This window comes from Methanohalobium sp., from assembly GCF_046546175.1.
GTDB lineage: Archaea > Halobacteriota > Methanosarcinia > Methanosarcinales > Methanosarcinaceae > Methanohalobium.
The window spans coordinates 1-26270 of sequence record NZ_JBKGYF010000012.1; the positions used below are offsets into that span (position 1 = coordinate 1).

Genomic DNA, 26270 nt, shown 5'->3' on the forward strand with positions numbered 1-26270 from the left:
TTTTGTCATATTCGTTCCTGACACACAGGTCGGAGATACTGAAAATATTAAAATAACCAAGGTTTTGAGAAAATTCGCTTTTGCTGAAAAAGTAGAATAAAATTACAAACCAATTAATTAGACATTGAATATTTAAGGACGTGTATTAATTTGTATAGAGACACTGAATCTACTGCTCCGGTTGAAGCCGGTGAGACCCATGAAGTAACAATTGAAGATATTGCCAGAGAAGGCGACGGTATTGCCAGAATTAATGGTTTTGTCATATTCGTTCCTGACACACAGGTCGGAGATACTGAAAATATTAAAATATCCAAGGTTTTGAGAAAATTCGCTTTTGCTGAAAAAGTAGCACAATAATATTTGTCATTAACATACAGAACATTATGGGTTGATAATTCAACATCTAACCCAGAATTTAACTTTTTTTAGCATTAATAGGTATTAGCTTGGAGTATAGCCCTTTAAAAAATTATTTAAATCAATATAGCCAATATATTGATTACGACACTCAAAGCCTTATTTTTAAATTGTACTCTTAAAAGGTCTCCAGAAGTTTCAAATACAAGAGCTCTGATTAACAAAGCTGTTAAGTTATTCGAAGAGCAGAGTGTTGAAACAGAGGTTATCCGTGTAGCAGATTACAATATTCCGGTCGGGGTCACATCATATGAAGGTGAAGGTGATGAATGGCCTGACATATTAAACAAAATCAAAGAAACCGACATCCTGATTATGGGGTCACCAATATGGTTCGGGGTAAGGTCCTCATTGCTGCAAAAAGTGATGGAACGGCTGGATGGAACTTATATGGAAGCAGACCCAGAAACCGGGTAGTTCCCATTGTATGGTAAAGTGGCTGGTGTAATTGTTACCGGTAATGAGGATGGAGCACATAATGTAGCATCCAATACATTGTTCAATCTAACACATCTGGGATGCACTGTACCACCAAACGTGGATTCATACTGGCTCGGACCTGCTGGTCCCGGTCCAAGTTATATAGAAGCAGGTGGCCAAAAACACCTTTACACCAACAAAACTATCCGTTTCATGGTCCACAACCTTGTATATTTTGCCAAACTTATAAAGGATAACCCCATACCTACTGATATTAACAAACTATATGAAGATGCCAAAAAAGAAAGTGAATAAAGTTTACTAATTTTTGCTTTTTTTTTTCTTGGATTTAGACCTGTTTTATTGTTGATGTTGCAAAATAATTCTATTGTTTTTTGGTCCGGCTAATAATATTTACCTGACTAAAAGCTTATATATCATTATATATTTACGTATCATCATGCAAGTTTAGGATGACCAAATATGATTCATCTGACCGAATATGAGGAGATGGTCTATGAAATTTCCATTCACTACAAAACCTCTGACCTGTTGTAATACCCCTAATACCACATCAGATAGTTCAAACAGAATTGTACTGGTTGGCAGTCCTAATGTCGGGAAAAGCGTCATTTTCAACGCCCTTTCAGATAGTTATGCCATTGCTTCCAACTACCCCGGTACAACTGTAGAGATCAGTAAAGGAAACGGGATGATAGGTAACAAGAAATATGAAATTATCGATACTCCTGGTAGTTATTCACTGATGCCCATCACAGAGGAAGAACGTGTTGCACAAAGGCTTTTTTTCGAAAAAGCTTCTCTTTATATCCATGTAGTCGACGCCAAGAACCTGAGAAGGATGTTACCCCACACTCTGCAATTAATAGAAGCAGGCAAACCGCTTATTTTGGTACTTAATATGATGGATGAAGTAGCAGAACGCGGTATCAGAATTGATACACAAAAACTTGAAAAAATACTCAAAATACCGGTCATACCTGCTGTTTCAAACAAAGGGAAGGGTATACCGGAGCTTAAAAAAACGATATCACAATACAATTCAAACCCACAGGATTTTACAATCGAATACAACAACGACATAGAAAAAGCAATAAAAGACATTGAATCCTGTCTACATGGTGATTATGAAGTATCAAAACGGTCCATTTCCCAGTTGCTTCTCCAGAAAGATAAGGTGGCATTTGACCTAATACAGAAACAGGGAGAGGATACCACTGCCATAAAAAATATCGTTTCAAATACAGAAAACAAATTCAACAGCCCTATCAACTATATAATGACAGTTGAAAGGCAACACATTACTAATAGAATAGTCAACACTGTAATGAAAAAAAGTACAACTTCATCCTATACAGGTTCAGAAGCTACAGATAATAAAAGTTATGAAGATACCGATTCAAATATAAAAAAACGTATCGACCACCTTATTTCGAAACCATTGACAGGCATTCCTATACTGTTCCTTGTTCTTTATTTTGGAATGTATCAATTTGTAGGTGTATTTGCAGCAGGTACTGTGGTAGACTTTCTTGAAGGTGTATTGTTCGGAGAATATATCATCCCCTGGGTGACTCAAAATTTTAACGCTCTTGTTCCATATCCTGTAGTACAGAGCCTTTTTGTTGGTGACTATGGGATTCTAAACCTAGCTCTAACCTATGCAATCGCATTGATACTTCCTATAGTGGGTGCTTTTTTCCTGGTTTTTTCGATAATCGAGGATTCTGGATATCTCCCCCGACTTGCCATGCTAATTGACAGGGTGTTCAAAAAAATAGGGCTCAGCGGCAGAGCAGTAATACCCCTCGTACTGGGATTCGGATGCGGTACAATGGCTACTATGGTAACCCGTACCCTTGAAAAACCACGTGAGAAGATATTAACAACCCTGCTACTATCACTTGCTATACCATGTTCTGCACAGCTTGGTGTAATACTTGGAATAATGTCTGCAAAGCCAATGGCACTTCTACTCTGGGCTGTGGTAATGGTTCTGGAATTCCTGTTTATCGGGTACATTGCTGCAAAGGTTCTACCCGGTGAAAAACCGAGTTTCTTTCTGGAAATGCCTTCCCTGAAAGTACCTAAACTATCCAATGTACTTATTAAAACATATTCCCGGATGCAATGGTACTTCCTTGAGGTGATGCCACTGTTCATAATTGCAAGCGTGCTGATATGGATTGGTAAACTGACGGGAATATTTGGACTCCTTATAGATCTTTTAAAATACCCTTCCCAGTGGATAGGACTGCCTTCTGAAGCAGCTGATGTTTTCTTACTGGGGTTCTTTAGGCGGGACTTTGGGGCAGCAGGATTATACGAACTGAACAAAACTGGATTAATGGACGGTGTGGATTTGCTCGTTGCAGCAGTCACGCTGACATTATTCATGCCGTGTATAGCCCAGTTTATGATGACTCTTAAAGAAAGAGGTCTTAAAATTGCACTTGCAATGGCAGCTTTCATATTCCCCTTCGCCTTCTTTGTAGGATTTGTTGTCAACAATATAATGAACATTCTCGGAGTTACACTATGAAATGCCCGATGTGTGGATACGAATTTACTGAACCGGACAATGCTCAGTGTACGGGATGCGGAAGATTGCATTCCTGCAATATGCAGCGCTGTCCTAATTGCGATTATGAAATTGTAACTGAAGCAAAACTGATAAAAAAACTAAGAGGGTTGTTCAAATGGAAATAACCGAAGATGCGGAAGAAGTTCTGGAAAGGTTGTGGATATGTTCCCAGGAACACGGACAAAATTCTATCGAACTTGAGTCACTGGAACTGGACAAAGATTCCCCTGAAATCCAGGAATTATTGGAGTTGGACAACATTGATTTATTTTCGGATTCAAAAATTGTTTTAAAATACGAGGGATACCTTAACGCAAAAAATGTTGTCAGACGTCACAGACTCGCTGAAAGGCTGCTGGTAGATGTACTGGATAAAAAAGAGGGAGTACATAAATCAGCATGTGAATTCGAACATATATTACACGACGGTGTCGATGACAAGGTATGTATCCTGCTGGGACATCCACGAACATGCCCCCATGGAAATCCCATACCAAAGGGTGAATGTTGCAGAAAGGGACAGAAGGAAGTAAGCAGTATTGTCGAACCCCTTTCTGCATTAAAACTCAATCAAAAGGGCAAAATCGCATATTTTGAAATACAGGATAATGAAAAATTGCAGAAACTAATGTCCATGGGAGTTCTGCCAGGTATGCCGGTCACCCTGGTACAGTCATATCCGTCATATGTTTTTGATCTGGACCAGACCCGTTACGCTGTGGACAAAGAAATGGCGGATTACATATTTGTAAGAATAGAAAACAGATGACTGAATATCCAGTCATTCTGTCATCAACCTTTTTAAACTCATCCTTGCGTTTGATATTTCTTCAAGGGAGAGGACAATTTCTGTGTTTGCATAGGATATTGCCAGCAGGTCTCCACCGGTATTACCGATGATTGCATGTGGTACATCATTTAGTAAATCTCTGACATATTCAGGTTCTGATGTAGCGATTATAGCTCTTGCGTGTGATTCAGAGAATAGTACATCATCTACACGCAAGCCATTGCCTACTGAATTCAGGTTCACCTCGGCACCGATTCCATCACACATCTCACATAATGCTACAACAAGACCTCCAGAGGATAGATCATGTGAAGCACTGACCCTGCCGCTGAGAACTGCACTCCTTATCGCATCCAGTATAAAATCCGCATTTTTAGGCACCTCTGGTACACTACCATATGAACGGTAACCATACAGGTTGTAATACTCCGACCCTCCAAGCTCATCACGGGTTTCGCCTACCAGTATAATCGTATCATCTTCATTGACAAAATGTGAAGGGGGTGTCAATGTCACATCGTCAGTAACCCCGACCAAACCTATGGAAGGTGTCGGTGCTATTGCAGTTCCGCGTTCTTCACTTTCATTATATAATGATACATTCCCTCCTACAACTGGTATCGAAAGTTCGCGTGCACAATCACCAAGACCGAGTATAGCCTGTTTAAACTGCCAGTAAATATCGCCTTTTTCAGGATTCCCGAAATTGAGACAGTCCACAATCGCTATACCTATTCCACCTTTAACCGCCAGATTCATGGCATTTTCAAAAATTGTCCCTCTACCTCCTTTATAGGGGTCAAGTAACGTATGCCTGGGATTGCATCCGCAGGACATGACCAGTCCTTTATTACCTGAAATCCGCAGTACTCCTGAATCATCACCGGATTTTACAGATGTCCTTATCTGGACTTCATGGTCATATTGACTGTATATCCAGTCTTTTGATGCTGTATTATACGAAGATATCACATCAAGAATGGTCACTTTTAAATCCAAAGGTAACTCAGGTTTTTCACCCCGGTTTTGAAGAACAGGATGATTAGATGGTCGTTCAAAAGTAGGACAGCCTTCTGTCAGGAGTTTGACCGGTATATCCGCTACAATTTCACCCTCAAATTCTGCTGTATAATTCGAATCTTCTTTTAATACCCCTATCACGCTGGCACTGAGATCATATTTTTCAGCAACATCAAGCATGAGATTTACATCATCCGGTTCAACCTCCAGAAGTATACGCTCCTGGGATTCTGCTATAAGGATTTCAAAGGGTTTCATACCGGACTCACAGAGCGGAACATTATCAAGAAACATATATGCACCCAGATTCCCTTTGGATGCCATTTCTGAACTGGCACCTACTATACCAGCTGCCCCAAGGTCCCGGCATGATTTAACATATCCTTTATCAATCCCTTCAAGAGTAGATTCGATCAATAGCTTCTCTGTGAACGGGTCACCTATCTGAATACTTGGACGTTCTTCAGATTCTGCTTCTTCTGAGAGGTCTCTGGATGCAAATGAAGCTCCTCCGAGACCGTCACGACCAGTTGTTGCCCCCATTAGTATAAGTTTGTTTCCAGCTTTTTCCGCCTTTGCTGTCACCAGATTATCTTTGTGTGCAAGACCTACACACACAACATTTACCAGAGGATTTCCACTATAGGAATCATCAAAAAACGCTTCACCTCTAACTACAGGTACTCCTATACAATTACCATAACCTGCGATGCCTTCGATAATATGTTCAAATAGATACAGGTTTTTTGAATTATTCAGCGGTCCGAAATAGAGTGGATCCATGAGTGCTATTGGACGCGCTCCCATGGAGAGAATGTCACGCACTATCCCCCCAACACCTGTAGCTGCTCCATTATAGGGGTCCACATAAGACGGATGATTATGGCTTTCCATACCCAGAGCAAGTACCCATTGATCATCGAATTCTATTATAGCTGCATCATCTCCGGGTCCGATTACAACCCTTTCACCGGATGAAGTGAATGATTTAAGTAATGGAGCACTTGAGCGATAAGAACAGTGTTCACTCCAGAGATTTAAAAAACATCCTTGTTCAACTAGGTTCGGTTCTCGTCCCATTTCTTCTGTTATTATTTTCAGGTCATTTTCAGGTAGCATTAATGAACCTCTTACCAATCAATCGTATCATGAACACAGAATATAATTAAATAAAGGTTACTTTTCAGGTTGATTATTGTTACTCTATAAATTATACTTATATTTACGCTACATCAAAGAACAACCGTTCTCCTTCCACCAGACCGTGTTCTGATATATTGTTCTTTTTCATCTCAATGATATATCTGGCTTTCTTTTTTGAAGATGAAATTCCCGTCCATGGTTTAAGATTTACAGCCTTTATTATTCTTTTATCATCATCAAGGAACAATACATCTATGGAAAATCTAACAAAAAACATATGAACAGAAGCTTTTTTAGGTTTATCGAATACAAAAACAAGTGCATAATTATCAGAAATGTCCTTTTTAAACATTAAACCTCTTGATTGTGAAAAGAAAGTCTTTGCAAATTCCACATCTGATGCAATTGTTTTACCATTAGATTTTAATATCATATTTGTTTACTCTTATTTACTATTTATATAAATATACAAACTCATATAAAACTTTGTAAATTAAAATATTTGCAAATACCTTAATATAAAAGCGGAGGAAAAACCAGAAAAATGAGTTCGGAAATGTGTTCAGTTTGTGGATTGCCTAAAGAACTTTGCATATGCGAAGAAGTAGCAAAAGAACAACAGAGGATTACAGTCAAAGTTAACAGACGAAGATATGGTAAAGAAGTCACCATTGTGGAAGGTTTAGATGCAAATGAAATAGACCTGAATGAACTTGCCACATATCTCAAATCCAAATTCGCATGTGGCGGTACTGTAAGAGGAAATGCCATTGAATTACAGGGAAACCATCGTTCCCGGATGAAAGATGTCCTTGTTGCAAAAGGATTTTCTCCAGACCAGATTAAAGATTAATTGGGGCAAGGGGTACATACACAGCTATGTGACAATTTAACTGTTTGTTTATAAAAACTAAATTACATAAATGAAACCATGAACCTACTATCAAATTTTGGACTGATTTCTTATCCAAAATTTTTGTTTACTTCACAATATTCTATTTATATACATAAGCAATAATTTGGCAGTATAATTGGGTTCACCATTATCAATAGGCGTTTAAAGGGAAGTATATATTATGAAACCTCCATGCGAAATCATGGTGCAGAAAGTCCTGCCGTCCATCAGAGCTGAACTTGTTCGTGTAATGATGTTTGAGTATGGATGCTCTCAAAATGAAGTTGCAGACATACTGGGACTTTCACGTGCTGCTGTTTCCCAGTATGTAAGCCTGAAACGCGGTGCAGGTGTAGGATTTTCAGAAGCCACCAACAAAGAGCTCAGTAAATTTGCGTCTGAGCTTATAAACGGGCTCACCATAAAAGAAAAAACAGAAGGCATGTGCCGTGTCTGTAAACTAGTGCAAAAATCAGGCTGGCTATATAAAAATGCACCTGAAGCCGGTTACTGCATTTTATGTGATGAACTGGAAGATGACCGGGATCAGCATTGAAATCCAGCAATCGATGTATCAAGTGTAAAGGAAAAAAGCTTTGTGGACGACCGAAATGTCCTATACTTGAAAGATTTGCCTCTATCGAATCCATAAGCTCGAAGATACCCAAAAACGATTCAGTTTTTGGTGCATCACCCCCTGCTGTATTTGTAGGGAGACACGGATATCCAGATGTTTCTGCCGGACCTATGATACCCCCGCAGATAAATAGGAATGATTCTGCAATCATGGATTCACCTGATGCATGGCTTGGAATGGATATCCAGGACATAATATCCATGCGCTCTCAGCTGGTCAGGTCAAACACCTATGTAAACATTAGGGACGATTTATCTGAAAACAGTCTTATTTTAAAATCACAGGAACTTGCCTTATCAAAAAATCCAGTTGATACAGAAGCATGGTACAGCAAATCAATCGAAAATAATCTTAGATTCGACAGTGTACTTACAACTACCGGTCCTTCTGCCGCGCTGAAAAATTTTGAGATTACTGAAAATCCCAGTGTACCTAAAAAAGTTGATTATCTTGTGTATGATACCGATGCACTGGCAAAAGACAGTGTTTCTGAGCTTATCAATAAAAACATATCCACAGAACATATTACACGCCTGTTATCAATCGGATTGCTCGGGAAGGACAGATGTCTGGTTCCAACCAGGTGGTCTATTACTGCTGTTGATGATATGGCAGGCAAAGACATCATCAGTTCTATCATCGATTATCCCCAGATAAATGATATCAAACTATTCAGTGGAGAGATATTCGGGAACCATTTTGAAATTCTGTTTGTCCCAAGAAACTTTTCCTTTGAACTGGTTGAAATCTGGCTCCCTAAATCGGTATGGTCCGGTGATTCCAGATGGATAGGTGTAGATTATGAAAAATTTAGTGGCAAAACCAAATATTCACCACTATCTGGCGGATATTATGCAGCCCGCATGGGTGCACTGGAATATCTTAACAATATAAAGAGACAGGCATCGATATTTATCATCCGGGAAATCCGACCTGATTACTGGGCACCGCTTGGTGTCTGGGTGGTAAGAGAAGGAGTTCGTCAGGCGCTCCAGAACACTCCAAAAACTTTTGATTCAATAGATAATGCTATGTCGAATATATCCACCCGTATAAAAACCCCGTACCCAGAGTGGAAAAGTAAAATGAAACTGCTTTCAGATGTACAGTCACAGAAGACATTTGGTGATTTCCTGTTTTAAAAAAGAAAATTAATTAAATATGTCAGGAACGATGCGTCTTGCTACTTTTTCATAAACCTTTGACAGGTCTCCTGTATCATACCGGAAGACATCTTTGTCCATTGATTCCCTTGTTTCTTTGTCCCAGAGCCTACATGTATCACAGGATATTTCATCAGCCAGAAGTAGTTGTCCGTCCTTCCTGCCAAATTCAAGTTTGAAATCAGGGAGCAATAGATTGCATTTACCCAAGTAGTCAACCAGCAATTCATTTATTTTGAGTGCAAGGGATCGGAGCTTTTTAATTTCTTCATAATCAGTAATACCAAGTGCTACTGCTATGTCTTCATTGATCATAGGGTCACTGTATTCATCACTTTTGTAATCCAGAACCAGTATTGGATTTTCAAAATGAATGCCCTTTTCTATAGGATATTTCTTTGTTATTGAACCCGCTGCAATATTCCTTACAATAACTTCGATAGGTATAATTTCTACAGATTCAACAAGCATTTCAGTGTCTGATAACATATCCAGATAATGGGTTTTTATATCATTGGATTCAAGCATTTCAAACAATTTCTTTGATATCTGAGCATTGTAATAACCTTTATTTTCAGCCTCACTTTTCTTATTTCCGTCAAATGCTGTCAGACTATCCCTGAATTCAACAACAAGTTTATTTTCATCATCGGTTTTGTAGATGGTTTTTGCTTTCCCTGAATATAAGAATTCTTTCTTTTCCATTTTAAAACACCCGTTAGTTCCTATACCTAGTACAATATACATATCCCTTTATAAAAGTATCACAATTAATATACAAAACTACTTTAAATAACTTCAGTGTTATTAATTCATAAAATATTAATTACATAATGCATAAAAAATAAAATACAATTGACAAATACAGGTGGTTGAATGGAACAAGACCTAATGAGAATAGGAGTATCATTGCCTGAAAATCTATTAACTAAATTCGATGAAATCATCGAAAAAAGAGGATATTCCTCACGTTCAGAAGGAATTAGAGATGCAATCAGAAATTATATCGTCCGCCATGAATGGATGAGCGATATAAAAGGCAGGCGTGTTGGCACATTTACTTTAATGTATGACCATACCAAACGCGGGCTTTCAAATACACTTACCGATATCCAGCATGAACATTCCGACATCATCCAATCGTCGGTGCATATTCATCTCGACCATGAGAATTGTCTTGAGGTAATCATACTGGATGGTGAAGGTTCCAGTTTTAAGGAATTTGGTGAGAAGGTAATGGCTCTAAAAGGTGTAAAATATTCAAAACTAAACACCGCCAAACCCTCAGATGAAACCTAATTCACAAATCTCTGAATTCTTTATCTATAGATTTCAGGAGTTCATGTCCAAAATCTGTCAGATAGTATGTCTGAAAACTTTTATCACGTCTTGAACTCACAAGGTTCTCATCCTTTAACAACTTCAAGTGATAGGACAGCGCTGAATACTTATAATCAGTGATTTCCACAAGCACACATACACATAACTCCTGTATTTCAAGTGCTTTTAAGATTTTGAGCCTTATAGGGTCAGAGAGAACTTTAAAAAGATACACAATATCATCTACATCTTCAAACATGACAGCATGAACTTTATCAAGGGATTCGTTAGAAATGGAATAGGATCCAAAAAATGTAACATTTTGTTTGCTGGTCATTGTAATCCTTTAAAAGTTACTAATAGATTAATATTTTTTGGGTTACGATATTCACTTCAATAATTTTTTATTGTATCCTAATATAAATAGGAAAAAACTTCAAATACCTATATAAAACGATATAATTACCTGATGATTTCATATTAACAATTTTATCACCCAGATAATATAGAATAACAAAAAAAGTTCAAATAAAATAAGAATATTTAGACTACAGGAGATACTTACATGAAGCATACAAAATCACTTTGTCCAGAATGCTGCGATTTAATAGATGCCACTGTTTATGAAGAAGACGGCAAAATAATGATAGAAAAAGAATGCAGCGACCATGGATACTATAAAGACGTTTACTGGTCAGACGCCGAATTATACAAAAAATTTGATTCAGTTAAAAGGGATGGTGAAGGAGTTACAAATCCGATGACACCTGAAGATTCCCATTGTCCGCAAAATTGCGGACTTTGTTCGACACACAAAACCAACACTATTCTGGCAAATATCGACCTTACAAACAGGTGCAACCTCAACTGTCCTATCTGTTTTGCAAATGCAAAGGAAAGAGGTTACATTTACGAACCTACCTTTGAACAGGTTCGTGATATGCTCCAGATGCTTCGAGATGAAGAACCAACTCCATGTTATGCTGTCCAGTTTTCCGGCGGAGAACCTACTGTCCGCGACGATCTGCCTGATATTATTTCCATGGCAAAAGAAATGGGGTTCATACAGATACAGATTGCAACCAATGGTATAAGGCTGGCAAAAGACCTTGAATTTACCAAGAAACTCAAGGATGCAGGTCTCCATACACTTTACTTCCAGTTTGACGGTGTTACCGAAGAACCCTACAGGATGGTTAGAGGTTTCAATGCATTACCTATAAAACAGCAGGTGATAGAAAATTGCCGTAAAGCAGGTATTAAAAGCATAACACTTGTCCCAACCCTCGCAAAAGGAGTGAACGACCAGCAGGTTGGGGATATGATCCGGTTTGCATCAGAACATCTGGATATTATCAAGGGAATCAATTTCCAGCCCATATCATTTACAGGACGCATAAATCGTGAAGAACGGGAAGAAAAGAGAATCACCATACCTGACCTGTTCAAACTCGTTGATGAACAGACCAATGGAGAGATACCGGTAAACTCATGGTACCCGGTACCTTTTGTGGTTCCGGTTTCAAGATTTATTTCTGCTATACGTAAGGAAAATATCCCCGCTCTTACATGTCATCAGCACTGTGGTGCAGGTACATATGTATATGTAGAAGATGGAAAATTCATACCTATTACAGATTTCATAGATGTAGAAGGATTGATGAATTTCCTAGATGAAGTGACAGATGAATACTATGAAAACGGTGCAAACAGAAGCGCCAAAGTAAGAGCTCTTGCCAAAGTCGCCAGAAGGGTACCGAAATTTATAGATTCGGATAAAAGTCCGCGCTCTGTCAATGTCACCAAATTGATTGTCAATGTCCTTGTTAGAGGTGCCAGTGAAGCCACAAAGGAATTCCACAGAAATACTCTCTTCCTTGGTAGCATGCATTTCCAGGACAACTACAATTTCGATATTGAGCGGATTCAGAGATGTGGAGTACATTATGCAACACCGGACGGAAGAGCCATCCCATTCTGTACATACAACACTCTGCACCGAGAAGAAGTGGAAGCCAAATTCTCACAACCCTATGAAGTTGCAAAGGCTAAAAACCAGTAACTTCTATTCTTCTTTTTTTGATTGTCAATTAACCACAAATAGATATATAACAAAAAGTTTCCGTGAATGGAAATTACCCTGTTATCCCTATTGCAGAAACAATAAGGGTATTGTTAAATACTCTGTTCCCCTGAAAGATGGCAGATGAGAGATTTTTGCAACCATGATTGTTGTATTCGGCGTTTATGTTACAGCTATCCCGTGGAACTTACAGTCTTTATCAGGGGCTTATTCCCTTTTATTATTCCTTTTTAAGAATTTAAAATCCTCCCTATCTACTATAAGTTCAGAAAAAGCTGCAAAAGGAATTGCTACCAATGTGACGACAATTATGACATTAATATCTATAACAACTCCTGTTGCAATTTTAACTGCTAATAGGTCTTCCACTACTCCCATTCCAATTCCTACTATAAGGAATTCCAAGAACCTTTCAATGTGTTTTTTCTCCATGGTTTAGCCTGTGTTCATTTAATGTTTAATTTTATTTCTAATTACATATTGGTATGTAGTAATATTCAGGTAAAAACCGTTGATACATGATTTTATACTCCCTTACATTCAATCCTTGCATCTTCTTTGGCTCTTATTGCATATTTTAGCAATACTGGAGATACTACAACAGAGGTAGCCACCATCAGAACAATTGCAGAATATATCTCATCACCAATCACACCCATACTCAAACCTATTGATATAACCACAAGCTCAACATCTGCCTTCGGCATTGAACCAATTCCAAATATCAGACTGTCATAAGAATTGACATTTAATATCCGTGAGCCAACAAAACCACCAATCAATTTACCAATAAGAGCCAGAACAATCACAAGCACGGTTAACAAACCACTTGTTTGGAGTATGCTGAAATCTATCGACATTCCTATAAAAGCATAAAATATGGGTATAAATACACCATAGGAAAAACCGCTTACCTTGCTCTGTATATCTTCAATCTTTGCAAGCGGAACTTCTGACAGAAGCAAACCTCCAATAAATGCTCCGATTACTGAATGCAATCCGAATATCTCTGCAAGATATGCAGACAGGAGTGCTATGATAATAATAAACGCAAAAATCGATTCCTGGATATGCATTCTCTGGACATATTTAAAAAAAACAGGATACACCTTATAACCCAGGATCACCATAATAACCAGAAACCATATAATTCCAGATATAATTGTTAAAACCTCTGTACCTGATGGTAACTGGTGGTAAGTTGCAATACTTACAACTATACCCAGCATAATAACTCCTACAAAATTGTTCAATATGGCAGATGACAGCATTTCAGGTCCGGGGTTTTTGGAGAGGTAATCACAGCTAATCAGCATATTTACTACTGAACCTATACTGGTAGAGCTGAATGCGACCCCCATGAAAATGTTTTCCAGAAATCCGAAACCAAACACATAACCCAGTATATATCCAGAAACAAAACCGAACAATATATGGGTAAATGTGGGTATTACCGTGTATTTTGATAATGTCTGTATATTCCTGATACTTACCTCATTGTATGCTGCCGTAAAAAATAGGAATATAGCACCCAGTTCCGCGAAAAAGGACAATATTTCATTGTTTGAATTAACCAGAAAAGGACCAACGACTATTCCTGCCAGTATCCCACCCAGTACATACGGAAGTCCGAACCTAGAACTGATTTCTCCAAATACCTTTGCCAGAAAGACAATTAGAAGGATCTGGAGTATAATATCCATTCAATTTAACCCCTTATTTTATAGATTTCATTTATCACATCCAGTTTGGATACAATACCTATCAATCTGTCATTATCCACCGCAAAAACCTGATTGACATTATGCTTTACCATCATTTTTGCAACATCACATAGATTGCTATCAAGGCTCACCTTAATAGGATGCGGATCCATGATACCCTTAGCATCATTGCTTAGGGATTTTAATGCCAAATTCGTATGACCTGTCTGGGGTACAATATGAAAAAGCATAATTTTAAGAATAGTATTCTGATTGATTACTCCTGTCAATTTTCCCTTCGCATTAAGAACAGGATAGGAATGAAACCGATGGCTTGTAAACATATTGATTATATCCACAATCAAATCATCTTCTGATATCGTAACCACATCTTTTTTAATGATATCTTTTATTCCTATATTTTGACATTTATCAGACATTGTTTGTCTATCTCCATCCGAACCTGAACTGTTATTCAGTTCTGGAAATATTTTTCCTTTTATTTTGTTTATTTTTACCATAAACAACCCATACTGCAGATTTTATAGTAGTTACTAATTTTATAATCATGGGTTTAAGATGATGGAAGTGCAGATTTTTCTTTTGTGTTGATTGCAAATTTTAGTAACATTGGTGATACGATAATTGATACAATTACCATTAAAACAATTGCAGAATAAATTTCATTACCTATAATTCCTCTGTTTCTGCCAATTGTTATCACAACAAGTTCTATACCTGCTCTGGGCATTACGCCTATACCAAATATCAAACTGTCTGATGAATCCAGGCCAACAAGTTTTGAACCGATGAATCCACCCATCAGTTTGCCCAGCAGTGCCATTACCACGACAAGAACTGTAAACAAACCAGCAGCTCCAATAACTGCCAAGTCAACAGTAAATCCAATATAAGCAAAAAATATTGGTGTAAATATTCCGTAGCTCAAACCACTGACCTTGCTCTGTACATCTTCTATTTTAGCCAGTGGAATCCTTGACAGTACAATTCCGCCCACAAACGCCCCGACTACTGCATGTAATTCAAAAGCTTCTGCAAAATAGGCTGAAAATAACGCAATAATGATTACAAATGCGAATATAGATTCCTTGACATGCATTTTCTGGACATAGTCAAATACCCTGGGAAATATTTTAAATCCCAGTACAGCCATGGATACCATAAAAAAGGCCATCTTGACAAATATAATAAAAATCTGTGAAAAAGACGGTAATTGCTGCAATTCCGCAAAAGTAACCACTATAGATAGCATAAAAATTCCTGCAATATCATCAAAAATTGCCGATGTAAGCATCAGTGAGCCGGGTTTGCTTGATAGATAATTGTAATCGATAAGAACTTTTACAAGAACCCCTATACTGGTGGCACTGAAAGCAACTGCCATGAAAAGACTTTCAAGAACCTGAAAATTGAATATTAATCCCAGCAAAAACCCGAATGAAAATGCAAAAACTATCTGGGTTATTGTGGGAATGATAGCTTTACTGGATGCTGACCTGAGCTCCTGTAGATGTACTTCTTTGTAACCGGCTGTAAACAGTAAAAATATAGCACCAAGTTCTGCAAAAAAAGAAAATATTTCAGGGTCATGCGACAGCAACACGACACTTAAAAGAATCCCTGCACATATTTCTCCTAGTATACTGGAAAATCCTGTTCTTTCAAAAAACTCACCCAGTACTTTTGCCAGGAAAATGATTATAAATATCAGCAGGATGGTCTCCATTTCAATAAAGTCCCCTTATCCTGTAAACATGGTTTATAATATCTCTTTTGGATAATACCCCAACAAGTTTACTGTTTTCCACTACATATAAATGGTTTACTTTATGCTTGACCATCAAATCTGCAGCATGATGCAGATTGGAATCTGTTGTAAGGGTAAGTGGATGGCGCCCCATGATACCTTTTATGTTTTCACTCATCGATTTTATGGCTACCCTATGAGTATTTTTGGTACCTTTTATCCTGTCAAGTAAAAGGATTTCCAGGAGGACATCCTGATTGACAACTCCAACAAGCTCATGGTTGTCATTTACAACTGGATAGGTATGGAAATGGTAATTTTTCAGCAATTCCAGAACATCTTCTATAGTGTCGGTTTCATTTATAGTCACCAGGGATTTAGTCATGATTTCATTTATCTTGACTTCATTAAAATTGTTTTTATCAACCATAGAATACTCAAAACCCTCATTAAACTGTATTAAATGTTATATATTTTAAGGTAAAGTGAAAATGTTAACCATGAATTAATTTTGGCAGACATCGTGTACATACCCAGAGACTTTCCATTTCATGACGAAGCGGCATCAGATATCCTGTGGTTTCACCCTGTCCGCATATAAAACAGCTTATTGTACTGTCAGTGTTCTTTTCATGGGATTCCGCTTTTTCCTGGTTAAATTCTACCGTATCCCTCTGTTCTATGGTTAATGCTCCAGTAGGACAGACTCCTACGCAAAAACCCATCCCATCACAAAGTTCTTCGGATACAACTTTAGCTTTCCCGTCAACCATCTGGATTGCACCTTCTGCACATGGTGTTACACATTTACCGCAGCCGTTGCATTTTTCTTCATCAATTTTAACAATATTTCTTTTAACCATATTATCCCTTTTAGTGATGGGTGCCTTCGATTACTTTGATTCCATTATCCTTTATTGTCTGTTTTATAGTTTTTACATAAGGACATTCGGGATAATCATTCATATTCGTCATGCATGAACTCAGATGAACAACATCTGCACCGTATTTTTTGAGTGATTTTGCCAAACGGTATACACGACGACCCGAACATCCACCACATGTAAAAAACGCTATCATTTCCGCATTATTATCATAATCCTTAAAATAGACTTTTCTGTTATTAAATGCCTTAAAACACCCTATTCCAGGACAAACTTCTGAAACGGTCTCACATCTCACAACTGCTATTTTTTGATTATTTGTTTCATCTGTGTTGCTAACGCTGTTAACATTAACACCGCCGTTTTTAATATGTCATATTTATAGAACACTAAAAAATAAAGACAAAGGGTTATTCATGTTTAGCTACTTCTGCAAGACGAACTCCGAGTTCCCTGCAAAATTTCAGGTCTTCTTCATCAGGTCTGAATTTGACCTTGAGCCCTTTATCCAGTAGTTCAAAACCACCCTTATCAAGCTCATCTTCTGCTCTCTGTACTCCTCCACCGCCCCATCCGTATGAACCAAAGACAACCGCTTTTTTACCTTTGGGTTTGAGACCTTTCAGATGGGTCAGAAAACCTGCAACACTGTGAAACATACCGTTATTAATGGTTGTTGAACCCAATGCAATCACAGGTGCGTCCAGTATTTCTTTTATTATCAGACTGAGATTGTTTTTGCGAAGGTGAAGGAGTTCTGTTTCTACACCGGCACTTCTTATACCTTCAAGAACTTCTTTTGCCATCATTTCGGTACTTCCCCACATGGTATCATAGATAACCGGTACTTTAGGAACCGTTTCACCTGATGCCCAGCTCTTGTAGGCTCTTAAAATATCATCGATATGCTCTTTCCAGATAATCCCGTGTGAAGGCGCAATCATATTGAATTCAAGACCCAATTCTTCTGCCTTATCAAAATATTTGAGTACCTGCGAACCAAACGGCATCAGTATATTGGCGTAGTACTCGGCTGCATCATCTATTACATCACCTACATCATAATCAAACCTCTGGGATGTGGCTATATGCTGCCCAAAGGCATCATTTGAAAAAAGTATTTTATCTTCTTTCAGATATGTATGCATGCTGTCCGGCCAGTGAAGCATCACTGCTTCGATAAACATCAATGTCTTGTTTCCAAGATTTAATTCATCACCTGTACTTACAACTTCAATATCCCAGTTTTCACAGCCTTCTTCTTTATAATACTCAAATAGACCGGTTTTACCGCGTTTACTGGCATATATTTTTGCACCGGGTGCCAGTTTCATAATCTCGGATAATGAACTCGAATGGTCCATTTCCACGTGGTTTGAGATTACATAATCAATTTTTGATGGGTCCACAATCTGTCTGATGGAATTTATCAAGCCTTCCGAAAACTGGGACTTTACAGTATCAATCAATGCGATTTTATCATCCACTATTAAATAAGAATTATATGTCCCTCCTTTAGGGGTTTCATATCCATGAAAATCACGCAGGTTCCAGTCAATAACTCCTACTGAATACACACCATCAGCCAGTTTTACAGGACTATATTCATACCCCACTGATAACACCTCTATTTCTACTAAAATCTAAGTTTATATCAGGTTTGCATCCTGAAACCAGTGGAAGTATCCAGTAAGCCCTCAATTATTTCATAATGGCCTCTTTCAACAGATGCGATTTTTTCAAAAAAGTGCTTTTGCTCCATGTCACCGGTCATTTCAGCAAGTTTTTTGTAGAGATCTTCGCTCTTTCGCTCCAAACGCAGTGCTCCAAGAAGCACACCTATTTCATCAAGCCTGTCATCGAATTCTGAAGAAAAGGATACCTTGAAATCCGGAAGGTCTTCCTCTTCTTCCAGCACAGGTGACATGTCATTCTTGAACTGCGTTAGATATTCCTCATGTTTTTTTTCTTCATCTGCCAGATATCTATACATATCCTTTACACCGGGATTTTTTATCTTGGATGCCATGTCAAGATAAAATTCTCTACCTTGCTGTTCAAGGGTTATCGCCATATCAATTGCTTCTTCAATTGATTCTATCTTATTAAGGTCTTTGTCGATTTCATCCAGTATATTGCTCATATGTTCACCTTTAATTCATATTAATAGGTTAATATGTTGTTTATCAAAAATATTATAAATTATTGAATGCTACATATAGATTAGTCCACAGCTCACCCAAGAGAATTAATATAATTGTAAATTTAAATAGCTTTCCACCTATCAAATATGCAGATATTTTGTGTCTTGCCTGTGCCCGAAAATTAATTCATAAATTTTTCGATTTAGAAAACTTTTTATTTAACTGTCAACATTAAGGGATTGGATAACATTTATAAAAATAGACATTTTTCTGTATAATAATTATTTTAATCAAGAGGTAATGTGATGAACAAAATCAAAATCGCAATTGCAGGGATTGGCAACTGTGCGAGTTCATTGATTCAGGGTATCGAGTACTACAGGAAATATAATGATAGAGACGCTATTGGTCTGATGCACTGGGAAATCGGAGGTTACAAACCATCTGATATAGAAGTCGTAGCTGCTTTTGATATTGATAAAAGGAAAGTAGGAAAAGATATTTCTGAGGCTATTTTTGAGTCTCCAAACTGTACTACTGTGTTCTGTGACGATATCCCAGTATCCGGTGTAAAGGTCAGTATGGGCAAAGTGCTGGATGGATATTCAGACCATATGAAAAATTACAATGAAAGGAACGCCTTTGTATTAAGTGATGAAAAGGAACCCAATAAAGGAGAGGTCGTCAAAACCCTTAAAGATTCAGGAGCTGAGATGATTGTTAACTATCTACCTGTGGGTTCTGAAGAAGCAACCAAGTTTTACGCAGAGTGTGCGCTTGAAGCTGGCGTAGCTTTTATAAACAGTATGCCTGTATTCATTGCAAGTAAGCAAGAATGGTCGGATAAATTCAAGAATAATGGTATCCCTATAATCGGTGATGATATCAAGGCACAGATTGGAGCCACAATCGTTCATAGGACATTATCTCATTTATTCAGTAATCGTGGAGTTAAACTGGACAGAACCTATCAGTTAAACACCGGTGGAAACACTGATTTCCTGAATATGCTCAACCGAGATAGACTCAATTCCAAAAAAGAATCCAAAACAGAGGCTGTTCAATCAGTTCTTAATGAACGGCTGGACGATGATAATATCCATGTGGGACCAAGTGACTATGTTGCATGGCAAAAGGATAACAAGGTCTGTTTCCTGAGAATGGAGGGCAGGTTATTCGGAGACGTTCCGATGAATCTTGAAATGAGATTATCTGTAGAAGATTCTCCCAATTCGGGCGGGGTTGTTATCGATGCTATAAGATGCTGCAAACTTGCCATTGACAGAGGGCAGGGTGGAGTCCTGTATTCACCATCTGCATATTTTATGAAGCATCCACCAATCCAGTATTCGGATAATGAAGCCTATGATATGACAAATGAATTCATCAATGGAAAACGGAAGTATTGAACCATCAAATGTCAAACACAACTAAACAAAAGGTATACGGCGTAGATTTCAGTGGTGCAGAAAACGCTTGCCAGAAAATCTGGATTAGTGAAGGAACCATTAATGGGGATGATCTGTTAATAAATAACTGCTGGCAAATATCTGATTTTCTGGATGATAAACAAAAAAAAGACAGAAATTCATGTCATAATATTCTTAAGGATTTTATTGCGAATAACTCTGATGCTATTTTTGGTCTTGATGTACCGTTTGGAGTTCCGGGGTCTCTTACCGGGAACAATAACTGGAAAAGTTTTATCCGGAAATTTCCATCGCAGTACAAAACCCCAGAAGATTTTCGGGATTCATGCCGCAAAAAAACCAGATACAAAGAACTCAAACGTTTTACAGATATTGATAAAAAAGCCCCATTCTGTGTCTATAATTTACGACTCTATAAACAGACCTTTTACTGTATAAGAGATATTATAAATCCATTAATAGAGGGAAATTATGTATCAATCCTGCCTATGCAGTATCCTGAAATGGAAAAATCATGGTTGATTGAAATCTGTCCAGCCTGCACTCTGAAACAGGAAAAACTCTACAATCCTTACAAAGGTAAAACTAAAAAGGAACATGTTTCCCGTGCCGGTATAGTTGAGTATTTTAGTAGCATTTTTAAGTTGTCATCTAAAGTTAAAAAATTAGCAATAGAAGACATCGAAGGGGATGCACTAGATAGTGTTATAGCCTTGGTAGCTACCTTCCGTGCGTTGAATACACTTTCAGATTTCAAATTTTTGAGGGATTTGCCTGGTATTTATAAAAAAGAAGGATATACTTTTGCCTGAAAAATAATAAAGTAAAAATTTCTTTATTTACTTTTGCACACCAAGTATATCATAGAGCTCATCAGGGCTTCCCAACACATGTATATTTTCCATCTGTGCAAGTTTTTCCGTGTTGGACACATCAATTTCCCGCATTTTGAGATTAAGTTCTCTACCACCTGGAGCATAGGATTTTAGAGTCCCACGCTTTTGATCGACAGGAAGCATATATATTGGAGTTTGCCCTTTAGCCGTCTGTGCCACTGTATTTGTTACAAGGGTATCACCTATTCCATGCACGATTTTAGCCACAGTATTTGATGTTGCAGGTGCTATTATCAAAGCATCATAATGACCTACCTGCAACGGTCCAACAATAAAAGGTGAATTCGGTCCATTATCGGTTTTAAAATTCGGGAAGTCCTTCTGGATAGTATCCCACATCTGATACCATTTCATTACTGTTTCGCCTTCTTTTGATAGAAAGACCATGGTTTCAATACTGGATTTATTTTTAATATCAACCATTGTATTGTATGTTTCCTTTATAAGGTCTCCCGAGCCTGTTATACCCCATGCGATTCGATTTTTCTTAGCCATAACCACACTCCTATAATCAATTTAATAGTTATTATTCCATAGTTCAAAGTAAGCCTGTGGATGTGCGCATGCAGGACATTCTTCTGGTGCCTCTGTTCCTTCATGAAGATATCCACAATTTCTGCATTTCCATATTACTATTTCATCCTTTTTAAATACTTGTCCGTTGTTAAGATTGCTCATAAGTGAACGGTAACGGTCCTCATGACCTTTTTCTGCAACTGCAATATTTCTCATTACCGATGCAATTTCAGGAAATCCTTCCTCTTCAGCAACATTTGCAAATTCAGGGTACATTTGTGTATTTTCATAATTTTCGCCCTCAGCTGCAGATTCCAAGTTTTGCAGGGTATTACCGATTACACCTGACGGATATGTGGCTGTTATCTCTGCATCACCTCCCTCCAGGAATTTGTACAGCCTTTTAGCATGTTCTTTTTCATTTTCTGCAGTTTCCATGAATAAAGCTGCAATCTGTTCATAACCTTCCTTTTTTGCCTGGGATGCAAAATAGGTGTATCTATTGCGTGCCTGTGATTCTCCTGCAAACGCTGCCAGCAAATTCTTTTCTGTCTGGGTTCCTTTCAAACTTTCCATTTTTAAACTCCATTTTTAAAGATACAACAAGCTATAAAAATTTAAATTATTTTATATTTAATAACCTGTAAACAGTTCTTTTTTAATCCTTTCATCCGGTATTTCAAGATTTTCCAGCATTGATTCCACAGATTTTACCATGCCCGGCGGACCGCACAGGTAATACAAATAATCTTTAAAATCAGGAATCTCTCTTGTTATTAAGTTTTCACATATATATTCCCTGCAGCCCTGCCATTCACTTGATGCCCTTGTCAGGGTAAAAACTACTTTCAAGTATTTATTCTGATTCTCTAGGTTTTCCAGTTCATCCCTGAACACAATATCTTCTTCGGTTTTATTGCTGCTTACCAGCGTGACCATAGTATCAAGTTTCAGATCAGTACAGTATTTGCAGATACTTATCATAGGTGTGACACCTATTCCGCCGGAAAGAAGCGCGATTTTATCGTATTCACCTTCAAATGTCATCTTCCCATAGGGACCATCAATCTTTAGTATGTCACCGGTGTCCGTTGAATCAAGTACATTGGAATATTCATGACCTGTGAGTTTTTTGGTAAACTCCAGATGGTCTTTTTCCGTGGGGCTGCTGGAAAGGGTAAACGGTTTGCGTACCATCTCTTCACCAACAGGAATAGTTACAAGAATGTATTGTCCGGCTTTATAATCAAAACTTTCCGGTCTATTGAACCTAAAACTTTTTACGTCAGGGGTCTGCTGCATGATTTTAGTTATTGGTTCACTGAATTCCATAACTCATTATCCCCAGTTATTCCGGCTTTTCTATCTGCTTCATCAGAACTGCAGTTTTTATCAGCTTATTCACGGTCCTTCTTAGACTCCTGAGACCTTCTTCATCTTCAGATGCTCCTTCTGCACCTTTATCCCTTGACCAAAACGTTCCCCCCAGATTTGACCCGAATGAACCACCTGACACAGGTAGCATTTCATTAATCACATAAAAGTTGTGAATTACCTGTATTGCCGGTTCCTGACCTCCTAAACGGTCGCCACCTACTGCTGTAGCTGCACCGACTTTGTTTAAAAAAACCTTGGGATCACGGGCAACAACCGCACGACATCTATCCAGAATAGTTTTAGTCTGTGCACTGAGTGTACCCTGGTAGGCGGGTGTTCCTATAATCCATGCATCAGCCCATATCATCTTGTCATACAGCTCTACAATATCATCCTTATGAATGCAACCCTTCTTTGTTCTTACACAGTAATCACAATGGATACAGAACTTCAATTCCTTTCCACTGGTAGAGAAATAATCAGTCTTAACTGAATGTTTTTCTTCAGCATATCTTAAAGCTTCCTGGATGATATAATCAGTAGCTTTTTTTCTGGGACTGCCTGATATACCCAGAAGTTTTATTGGTTCACCATTACCAGACATACTAACCTCACTGTTTATCTGTATTTTCTATAATGTACAATTATCAATACTGAAAACATTAATATCAAGATGTTTGCTCCGAATCCAGGCATCGAAGGTTCTCCTGGTGGAGCATCCGGGTCATTTATTCGACTGGATTTTTCAGCCATGTTTATTACCGGGACCTCATGTGTACCTTTACCGAATAAATCATCAATAACATCCTGGGGAGCTGAACGATATTGCAGTTTAACATTAACATATACAGGATATTCTACGCCCTCCGGGATGGAAAAATTATGTTTCTGCACAACTGTTTCCTTTGGAGGTATCCTGTCATCGGATAGTATACTTTCAGCGTTCCAGAATTTCATGGTAGGGTTTCCATTTCCATCCCCGAGTACCGTATTAAACACCTGTATACCGGGTTTGATATCACCCTGTTTATCGATATTACCTGCATGGTAAATCTGTTTACCATTATCATCGGTTACTGAAACTTCCAGCCACATCTGTCTGATTTCAGAAACACCTGTAGGGATTTTGTGGCCTGCTCCTGAGTTTGTCACTAATACCTCTAAACCCACATACTCGTTTTCACTGGCATTCGAAGGAGATTTAATATTCATTGCGGCTGCTTTCTTAAGGCGTTCAATTGCTCTTCTTCTATGAGTTTCCTCATCAAGTATATCTGTTACAAAAGCATTGGCACCTTCAAAATAATGAAGTGATATATGGTCTCGTTTGGGTGCTCCTGATGCAGACCTACCCGGATTTGATTCAAAACTTGTTACCCCAGGAGACATATGGCAGTCCTGGCATTGTGTACCTTCTGCAGAATATGAACTGTTTTTCCATACTTTATATGTATCATCCACAAGTACACCATTGGAATTGTTCACATAATGACACATTCCACAAAACTCGGATTTTGTATGAAGTTTTGAGTATCTGGTTTCATGATATGTGGATTTTGATTCTTTCAAAGGTCCTCTCTGCACATTACCCGGTGACAGGATAAAGGGTGCACTTGCAGATCCAATCCCTGCATTTCCAGATACACTATGACAGATATCACACTGTACTCCTTCTCTGGACACTTCACTCAGTTCCCCACCTGGTGCTTCTCCCGAGGTAACACCTATAGGTGTATGGCAACGCAGACAGAATTCATCTATTGACCCTTCTGTATCTTCACTTGCAACCTGTAATTCCTTTTGATAGAAAGGGTCAATGTACGCATTCGAATGCATACTTCCATCCCACTGGCTATGAATTATACCATGACAGGTGGAACATCGGGACGCTTCTCTGAACTGGTCAGAAGATAATTCACCATGACCAATCGTCCCCACAGCTAAAACAACTGGAGACAAAAATAAGGTAAACAATATCAACAAAACCAGTACAAATACCGTTCTGATATGAGGTCCCCCTTTTAAAATAAAAGTACAGCAGATGCCAGAATAAATGTAAACGGCATCCTCTTCTGTATAAAAACAGTGCTTCCACCTTCAGCACTGTGATATTTGTGTTTATTCTATTTCTTTTTGCAGCAACTTTAATGCGTCCCTGCATGCAGCTACTGCAGGTGCACCCGATGTAATACCAATTACATCCATGGTTTCCATGATTTCTTCTTTGGTTGCTCCGTGATTGATGGCGTTTACCATCTGTGTCTGAGCGCATCTCTCACATTGTTTTGATGCTACAACTGCTAGCGCCATCAAAACCTTGTATTTAGAAGGGATTGCACCATCAGATAACAGTCTTTTGTTGCAGGCATTATATCTTGTAAGGTGGTTTGGGTCGAGTTCGCCGAGTATTTCCAGTATATGAGGCGTGTATCCTATCTTTTCACCCATTTCTTTTAACAAATCGTCTGGTTCAAGATGTTCTTCTTTTTTTCCATCTGTCATTTAAAATCTTCCCCTTATATTCAATTAATCGAAAGCATCAGTTATAATGTTGTCAGCACATTCGTTGCATACAAACCTTGGTAATGGCTTTGGGAGCCTCTTAAAATTCGGGTATGTTCCAACCGATACGGGAAGCTCCATGATTTTTGTGTGTTTAGTGCATATCCCTTTACCACAAAAAGTACAGGCACCTGTAGATTCTGCATCTACGCCTTCATTCATACAATCATAACATTTCATCATAAATATCACACCGATTCAATAGTTTTCCTTGATAGCTTTGTGACATGTTGGGCAGAGCATTTTGGGTAAATGCTGCATATCTTCCATACTGCATTCCACACCCATACCGCATTTAAGCTCTACATCGTATTCACCTTTTATTATTGGAAGGTCTTCCCGTACTGAATGTTCTTTACAGATGCCTCTACCACAGAGTATACAGATACCTATTGTATCGACATCTTTTCCTTGCTGAGCACAATCATAACATTTCATTATAATCTTCCTTTGTTTTGTCATTTATCAATAAAGAATACGCATGCTCATAATTT

35 protein-coding genes are annotated in these 26270 nt (G+C 38.2%); 14 read left to right on the forward strand and 21 right to left on the reverse strand.

Features of this window, described 5'->3' with window-relative positions; translation table 11 throughout:
* Positions 1–7 precede the first annotated feature (7 nt).
* The 7 genes from ACLFMM_RS02425 (at position 8) to ACLFMM_RS02455 (ending at position 4214) form a co-directional block, all read left to right on the forward strand.
* The gene (locus ACLFMM_RS02425) at positions 8–100 is read left to right on the forward strand and encodes a TRAM domain-containing protein (RefSeq protein WP_410807165.1); all 93 of its coding nucleotides are present in this window, start codon (positions 8–10) and stop codon (positions 98–100) included.
* 50 nt (positions 101–150) lie between these two features.
* The gene (locus tag ACLFMM_RS02430) at positions 151–360 is read left to right on the forward strand and encodes a TRAM domain-containing protein (RefSeq protein ID WP_410807124.1); all 210 of its coding nucleotides are present in this window, start codon (positions 151–153) and stop codon (positions 358–360) included.
* A 138-nt stretch (positions 361–498) separates the two neighbouring features.
* The gene (locus ACLFMM_RS02435; protein ID WP_410807125.1) at positions 499–837 is read left to right on the forward strand and encodes a flavodoxin family protein; all 339 of its coding nucleotides are present in this window, start codon (positions 499–501) and stop codon (positions 835–837) included.
* 18 nt (positions 838–855) lie between these two features.
* Complete coding sequence (locus ACLFMM_RS02440) at positions 856–1155, forward strand: hypothetical protein (protein ID WP_410807126.1); 300 nt, start codon at positions 856–858, stop codon at positions 1153–1155.
* Between the two features lie 202 nt (positions 1156–1357).
* Positions 1358–3403, forward strand: coding sequence for a ferrous iron transport protein B (gene feoB, locus ACLFMM_RS02445; protein ID WP_410807127.1), 2046 nt, complete (start codon positions 1358–1360; stop codon positions 3401–3403).
* A complete protein-coding gene (locus ACLFMM_RS02450; protein WP_410807128.1) occupies positions 3400–3570 on the forward strand; it encodes a hypothetical protein in 171 nt (56 codons plus the stop codon). Before feoB ends, ACLFMM_RS02450 begins: the two co-directional genes overlap by 4 nt.
* Positions 3561–4214, forward strand: a complete 654-nt coding sequence (locus ACLFMM_RS02455; protein WP_410807129.1) for a metal-dependent transcriptional regulator — start codon at positions 3561–3563, stop codon at positions 4212–4214. Before ACLFMM_RS02450 ends, ACLFMM_RS02455 begins: the two co-directional genes overlap by 10 nt.
* A 12-nt stretch (positions 4215–4226) precedes the next feature.
* Here the strand turns inward: ACLFMM_RS02455 and purL are convergent, their stop codons facing one another.
* Positions 4227–6374 (reverse strand): phosphoribosylformylglycinamidine synthase subunit PurL, encoded by a 2148-nt coding sequence (gene purL, locus ACLFMM_RS02460; RefSeq protein ID WP_410807130.1) that lies wholly within the window; start codon positions 6372–6374, stop codon positions 4227–4229.
* Between the two features lie 103 nt (positions 6375–6477).
* Entirely contained in the window at positions 6478–6831 is a 354-nt protein-coding gene (locus ACLFMM_RS02465) for a DUF192 domain-containing protein (protein WP_410807131.1), read from the reverse strand.
* A 111-nt stretch (positions 6832–6942) separates the two neighbouring features.
* Between ACLFMM_RS02465 and yciH the strand changes: the two genes are divergently transcribed.
* The 3 genes from yciH (at position 6943) to ACLFMM_RS02480 (ending at position 9072) form a co-directional block, all read left to right on the forward strand.
* A complete protein-coding gene (yciH, locus tag ACLFMM_RS02470; RefSeq protein ID WP_013195559.1) occupies positions 6943–7251 on the forward strand; it encodes a stress response translation initiation inhibitor YciH in 309 nt (102 codons plus the stop codon).
* A 223-nt stretch (positions 7252–7474) separates the two neighbouring features.
* Entirely contained in the window at positions 7475–7849 is a 375-nt protein-coding gene (locus ACLFMM_RS02475; protein WP_410807132.1) for a transcriptional regulator, read from the forward strand.
* A complete protein-coding gene (locus tag ACLFMM_RS02480; RefSeq protein WP_410807133.1) occupies positions 7846–9072 on the forward strand; it encodes an Nre family DNA repair protein in 1227 nt (408 codons plus the stop codon). Before ACLFMM_RS02475 ends, ACLFMM_RS02480 begins: the two co-directional genes overlap by 4 nt.
* A 9-nt stretch (positions 9073–9081) precedes the next feature.
* Here ACLFMM_RS02480 and purC read toward each other — a convergent pair whose 3' ends face one another.
* The gene (purC, locus tag ACLFMM_RS02485; RefSeq protein ID WP_410807134.1) at positions 9082–9798 is read right to left on the reverse strand and encodes a phosphoribosylaminoimidazolesuccinocarboxamide synthase; all 717 of its coding nucleotides are present in this window, start codon (positions 9796–9798) and stop codon (positions 9082–9084) included.
* Positions 9799–9969: 171 nt separating this feature from the next.
* Between purC and nikR the strand changes: the two genes are divergently transcribed.
* A complete protein-coding gene (gene nikR, locus ACLFMM_RS02490; RefSeq protein WP_410807135.1) occupies positions 9970–10392 on the forward strand; it encodes a nickel-responsive transcriptional regulator NikR in 423 nt (140 codons plus the stop codon).
* Position 10393: 1 nt separating this feature from the next.
* Here nikR and ACLFMM_RS02495 read toward each other — a convergent pair whose 3' ends face one another.
* Complete coding sequence (locus ACLFMM_RS02495; RefSeq protein WP_410807136.1) at positions 10394–10750, reverse strand: ArsR/SmtB family transcription factor; 357 nt, start codon at positions 10748–10750, stop codon at positions 10394–10396.
* Between the two features lie 228 nt (positions 10751–10978).
* On the opposite strand from ACLFMM_RS02495, the gene tes reads away from it, so the two are divergent.
* On the forward strand, positions 10979–12475 hold the full coding sequence (gene tes / locus ACLFMM_RS02500) for a tetraether lipid synthase Tes (RefSeq protein ID WP_410807137.1): 1497 nt from the start codon (positions 10979–10981) through the stop codon (positions 12473–12475).
* A gap of 228 nt (positions 12476–12703) precedes the next feature.
* Here tes and ACLFMM_RS02505 read toward each other — a convergent pair whose 3' ends face one another.
* The 9 genes from ACLFMM_RS02505 to ACLFMM_RS02545 all read right to left on the reverse strand — a co-directional run bounded on the left by ACLFMM_RS02505 (position 12704) and on the right by ACLFMM_RS02545 (position 18994).
* A complete protein-coding gene (locus ACLFMM_RS02505; protein ID WP_410807138.1) occupies positions 12704–12928 on the reverse strand; it encodes a hypothetical protein in 225 nt (74 codons plus the stop codon).
* Positions 12929–13020: 92 nt separating this feature from the next.
* Positions 13021–14199, reverse strand: a complete 1179-nt coding sequence (locus ACLFMM_RS02510) for a cation:proton antiporter (RefSeq protein ID WP_410807139.1) — start codon at positions 14197–14199, stop codon at positions 13021–13023.
* A 5-nt stretch (positions 14200–14204) separates the two neighbouring features.
* Positions 14205–14720: an HPP family protein gene (locus ACLFMM_RS02515; protein WP_410807140.1), complete on the reverse strand. Its 516-nt coding sequence runs from the start codon at positions 14718–14720 to the stop codon at positions 14205–14207.
* 53 nt (positions 14721–14773) lie between these two features.
* The gene (locus tag ACLFMM_RS02520; protein WP_410807141.1) at positions 14774–15946 is read right to left on the reverse strand and encodes a cation:proton antiporter; all 1173 of its coding nucleotides are present in this window, start codon (positions 15944–15946) and stop codon (positions 14774–14776) included.
* A 1-nt stretch (position 15947) separates the two neighbouring features.
* Entirely contained in the window at positions 15948–16397 is a 450-nt protein-coding gene (locus ACLFMM_RS02525) for an HPP family protein (RefSeq protein ID WP_410807142.1), read from the reverse strand.
* 64 nt (positions 16398–16461) lie between these two features.
* A complete protein-coding gene (locus ACLFMM_RS02530; RefSeq protein ID WP_410807143.1) occupies positions 16462–16830 on the reverse strand; it encodes an ATP-binding protein in 369 nt (122 codons plus the stop codon).
* 10 nt (positions 16831–16840) lie between these two features.
* Complete coding sequence (locus tag ACLFMM_RS02535; protein WP_410807144.1) at positions 16841–17149, reverse strand: CGGC domain-containing protein; 309 nt, start codon at positions 17147–17149, stop codon at positions 16841–16843.
* A gap of 112 nt (positions 17150–17261) precedes the next feature.
* Positions 17262–18467, reverse strand: a complete 1206-nt coding sequence (locus tag ACLFMM_RS02540) for an FprA family A-type flavoprotein (protein WP_410807145.1) — start codon at positions 18465–18467, stop codon at positions 17262–17264.
* A gap of 38 nt (positions 18468–18505) precedes the next feature.
* Positions 18506–18994, reverse strand: coding sequence for a ferritin family protein (locus ACLFMM_RS02545; RefSeq protein WP_410807146.1), 489 nt, complete (start codon positions 18992–18994; stop codon positions 18506–18508).
* A gap of 306 nt (positions 18995–19300) precedes the next feature.
* Here ACLFMM_RS02545 and ACLFMM_RS02550 point away from each other — a divergent pair, with 306 nt between their 5' ends.
* Together ACLFMM_RS02550 and ACLFMM_RS02555 are read left to right on the forward strand one after the other, a co-directional pair.
* Positions 19301–20404: an inositol-3-phosphate synthase gene (locus tag ACLFMM_RS02550; RefSeq protein WP_410807147.1), complete on the forward strand. Its 1104-nt coding sequence runs from the start codon at positions 19301–19303 to the stop codon at positions 20402–20404.
* Between the two features lie 8 nt (positions 20405–20412).
* Positions 20413–21237 carry a hypothetical protein gene (locus ACLFMM_RS02555; RefSeq protein WP_410807148.1) on the forward strand — a complete coding sequence of 275 codons (825 nt, stop codon included), beginning with the start codon at positions 20413–20415 and terminating at the stop codon, positions 21235–21237.
* Positions 21238–21264: 27 nt separating this feature from the next.
* On the opposite strand, the gene afpA is transcribed toward ACLFMM_RS02555, so the two are convergent.
* The 8 genes from afpA to ACLFMM_RS02595 form a co-directional block, all read right to left on the reverse strand.
* Positions 21265–21816 (reverse strand): archaeoflavoprotein AfpA, encoded by a 552-nt coding sequence (gene afpA, locus ACLFMM_RS02560; RefSeq protein ID WP_410807149.1) that lies wholly within the window; start codon positions 21814–21816, stop codon positions 21265–21267.
* Between the two features lie 21 nt (positions 21817–21837).
* Positions 21838–22413 (reverse strand): rubrerythrin, encoded by a 576-nt coding sequence (rbr, locus tag ACLFMM_RS02565; protein ID WP_410807150.1) that lies wholly within the window; start codon positions 22411–22413, stop codon positions 21838–21840.
* Between the two features lie 57 nt (positions 22414–22470).
* Complete coding sequence (locus tag ACLFMM_RS02570; protein WP_410807151.1) at positions 22471–23169, reverse strand: ferredoxin--NADP reductase; 699 nt, start codon at positions 23167–23169, stop codon at positions 22471–22473.
* A gap of 16 nt (positions 23170–23185) precedes the next feature.
* Positions 23186–23818, reverse strand: coding sequence for a flavodoxin family protein (locus ACLFMM_RS02575; RefSeq protein ID WP_410807152.1), 633 nt, complete (start codon positions 23816–23818; stop codon positions 23186–23188).
* A 14-nt stretch (positions 23819–23832) separates the two neighbouring features.
* A complete protein-coding gene (locus ACLFMM_RS02580; protein WP_410807153.1) occupies positions 23833–25173 on the reverse strand; it encodes a multiheme c-type cytochrome in 1341 nt (446 codons plus the stop codon).
* Between the two features lie 159 nt (positions 25174–25332).
* Positions 25333–25716 carry a carboxymuconolactone decarboxylase family protein gene (locus tag ACLFMM_RS02585; RefSeq protein ID WP_410807154.1) on the reverse strand — a complete coding sequence of 128 codons (384 nt, stop codon included), beginning with the start codon at positions 25714–25716 and terminating at the stop codon, positions 25333–25335.
* 24 nt (positions 25717–25740) lie between these two features.
* Positions 25741–25959 carry a DUF2180 family protein gene (locus ACLFMM_RS02590; RefSeq protein WP_410807155.1) on the reverse strand — a complete coding sequence of 73 codons (219 nt, stop codon included), beginning with the start codon at positions 25957–25959 and terminating at the stop codon, positions 25741–25743.
* A gap of 15 nt (positions 25960–25974) precedes the next feature.
* A complete protein-coding gene (locus ACLFMM_RS02595) occupies positions 25975–26214 on the reverse strand; it encodes a DUF2180 family protein (protein ID WP_410807156.1) in 240 nt (79 codons plus the stop codon).
* Positions 26215–26270 lie beyond the last annotated feature (56 nt).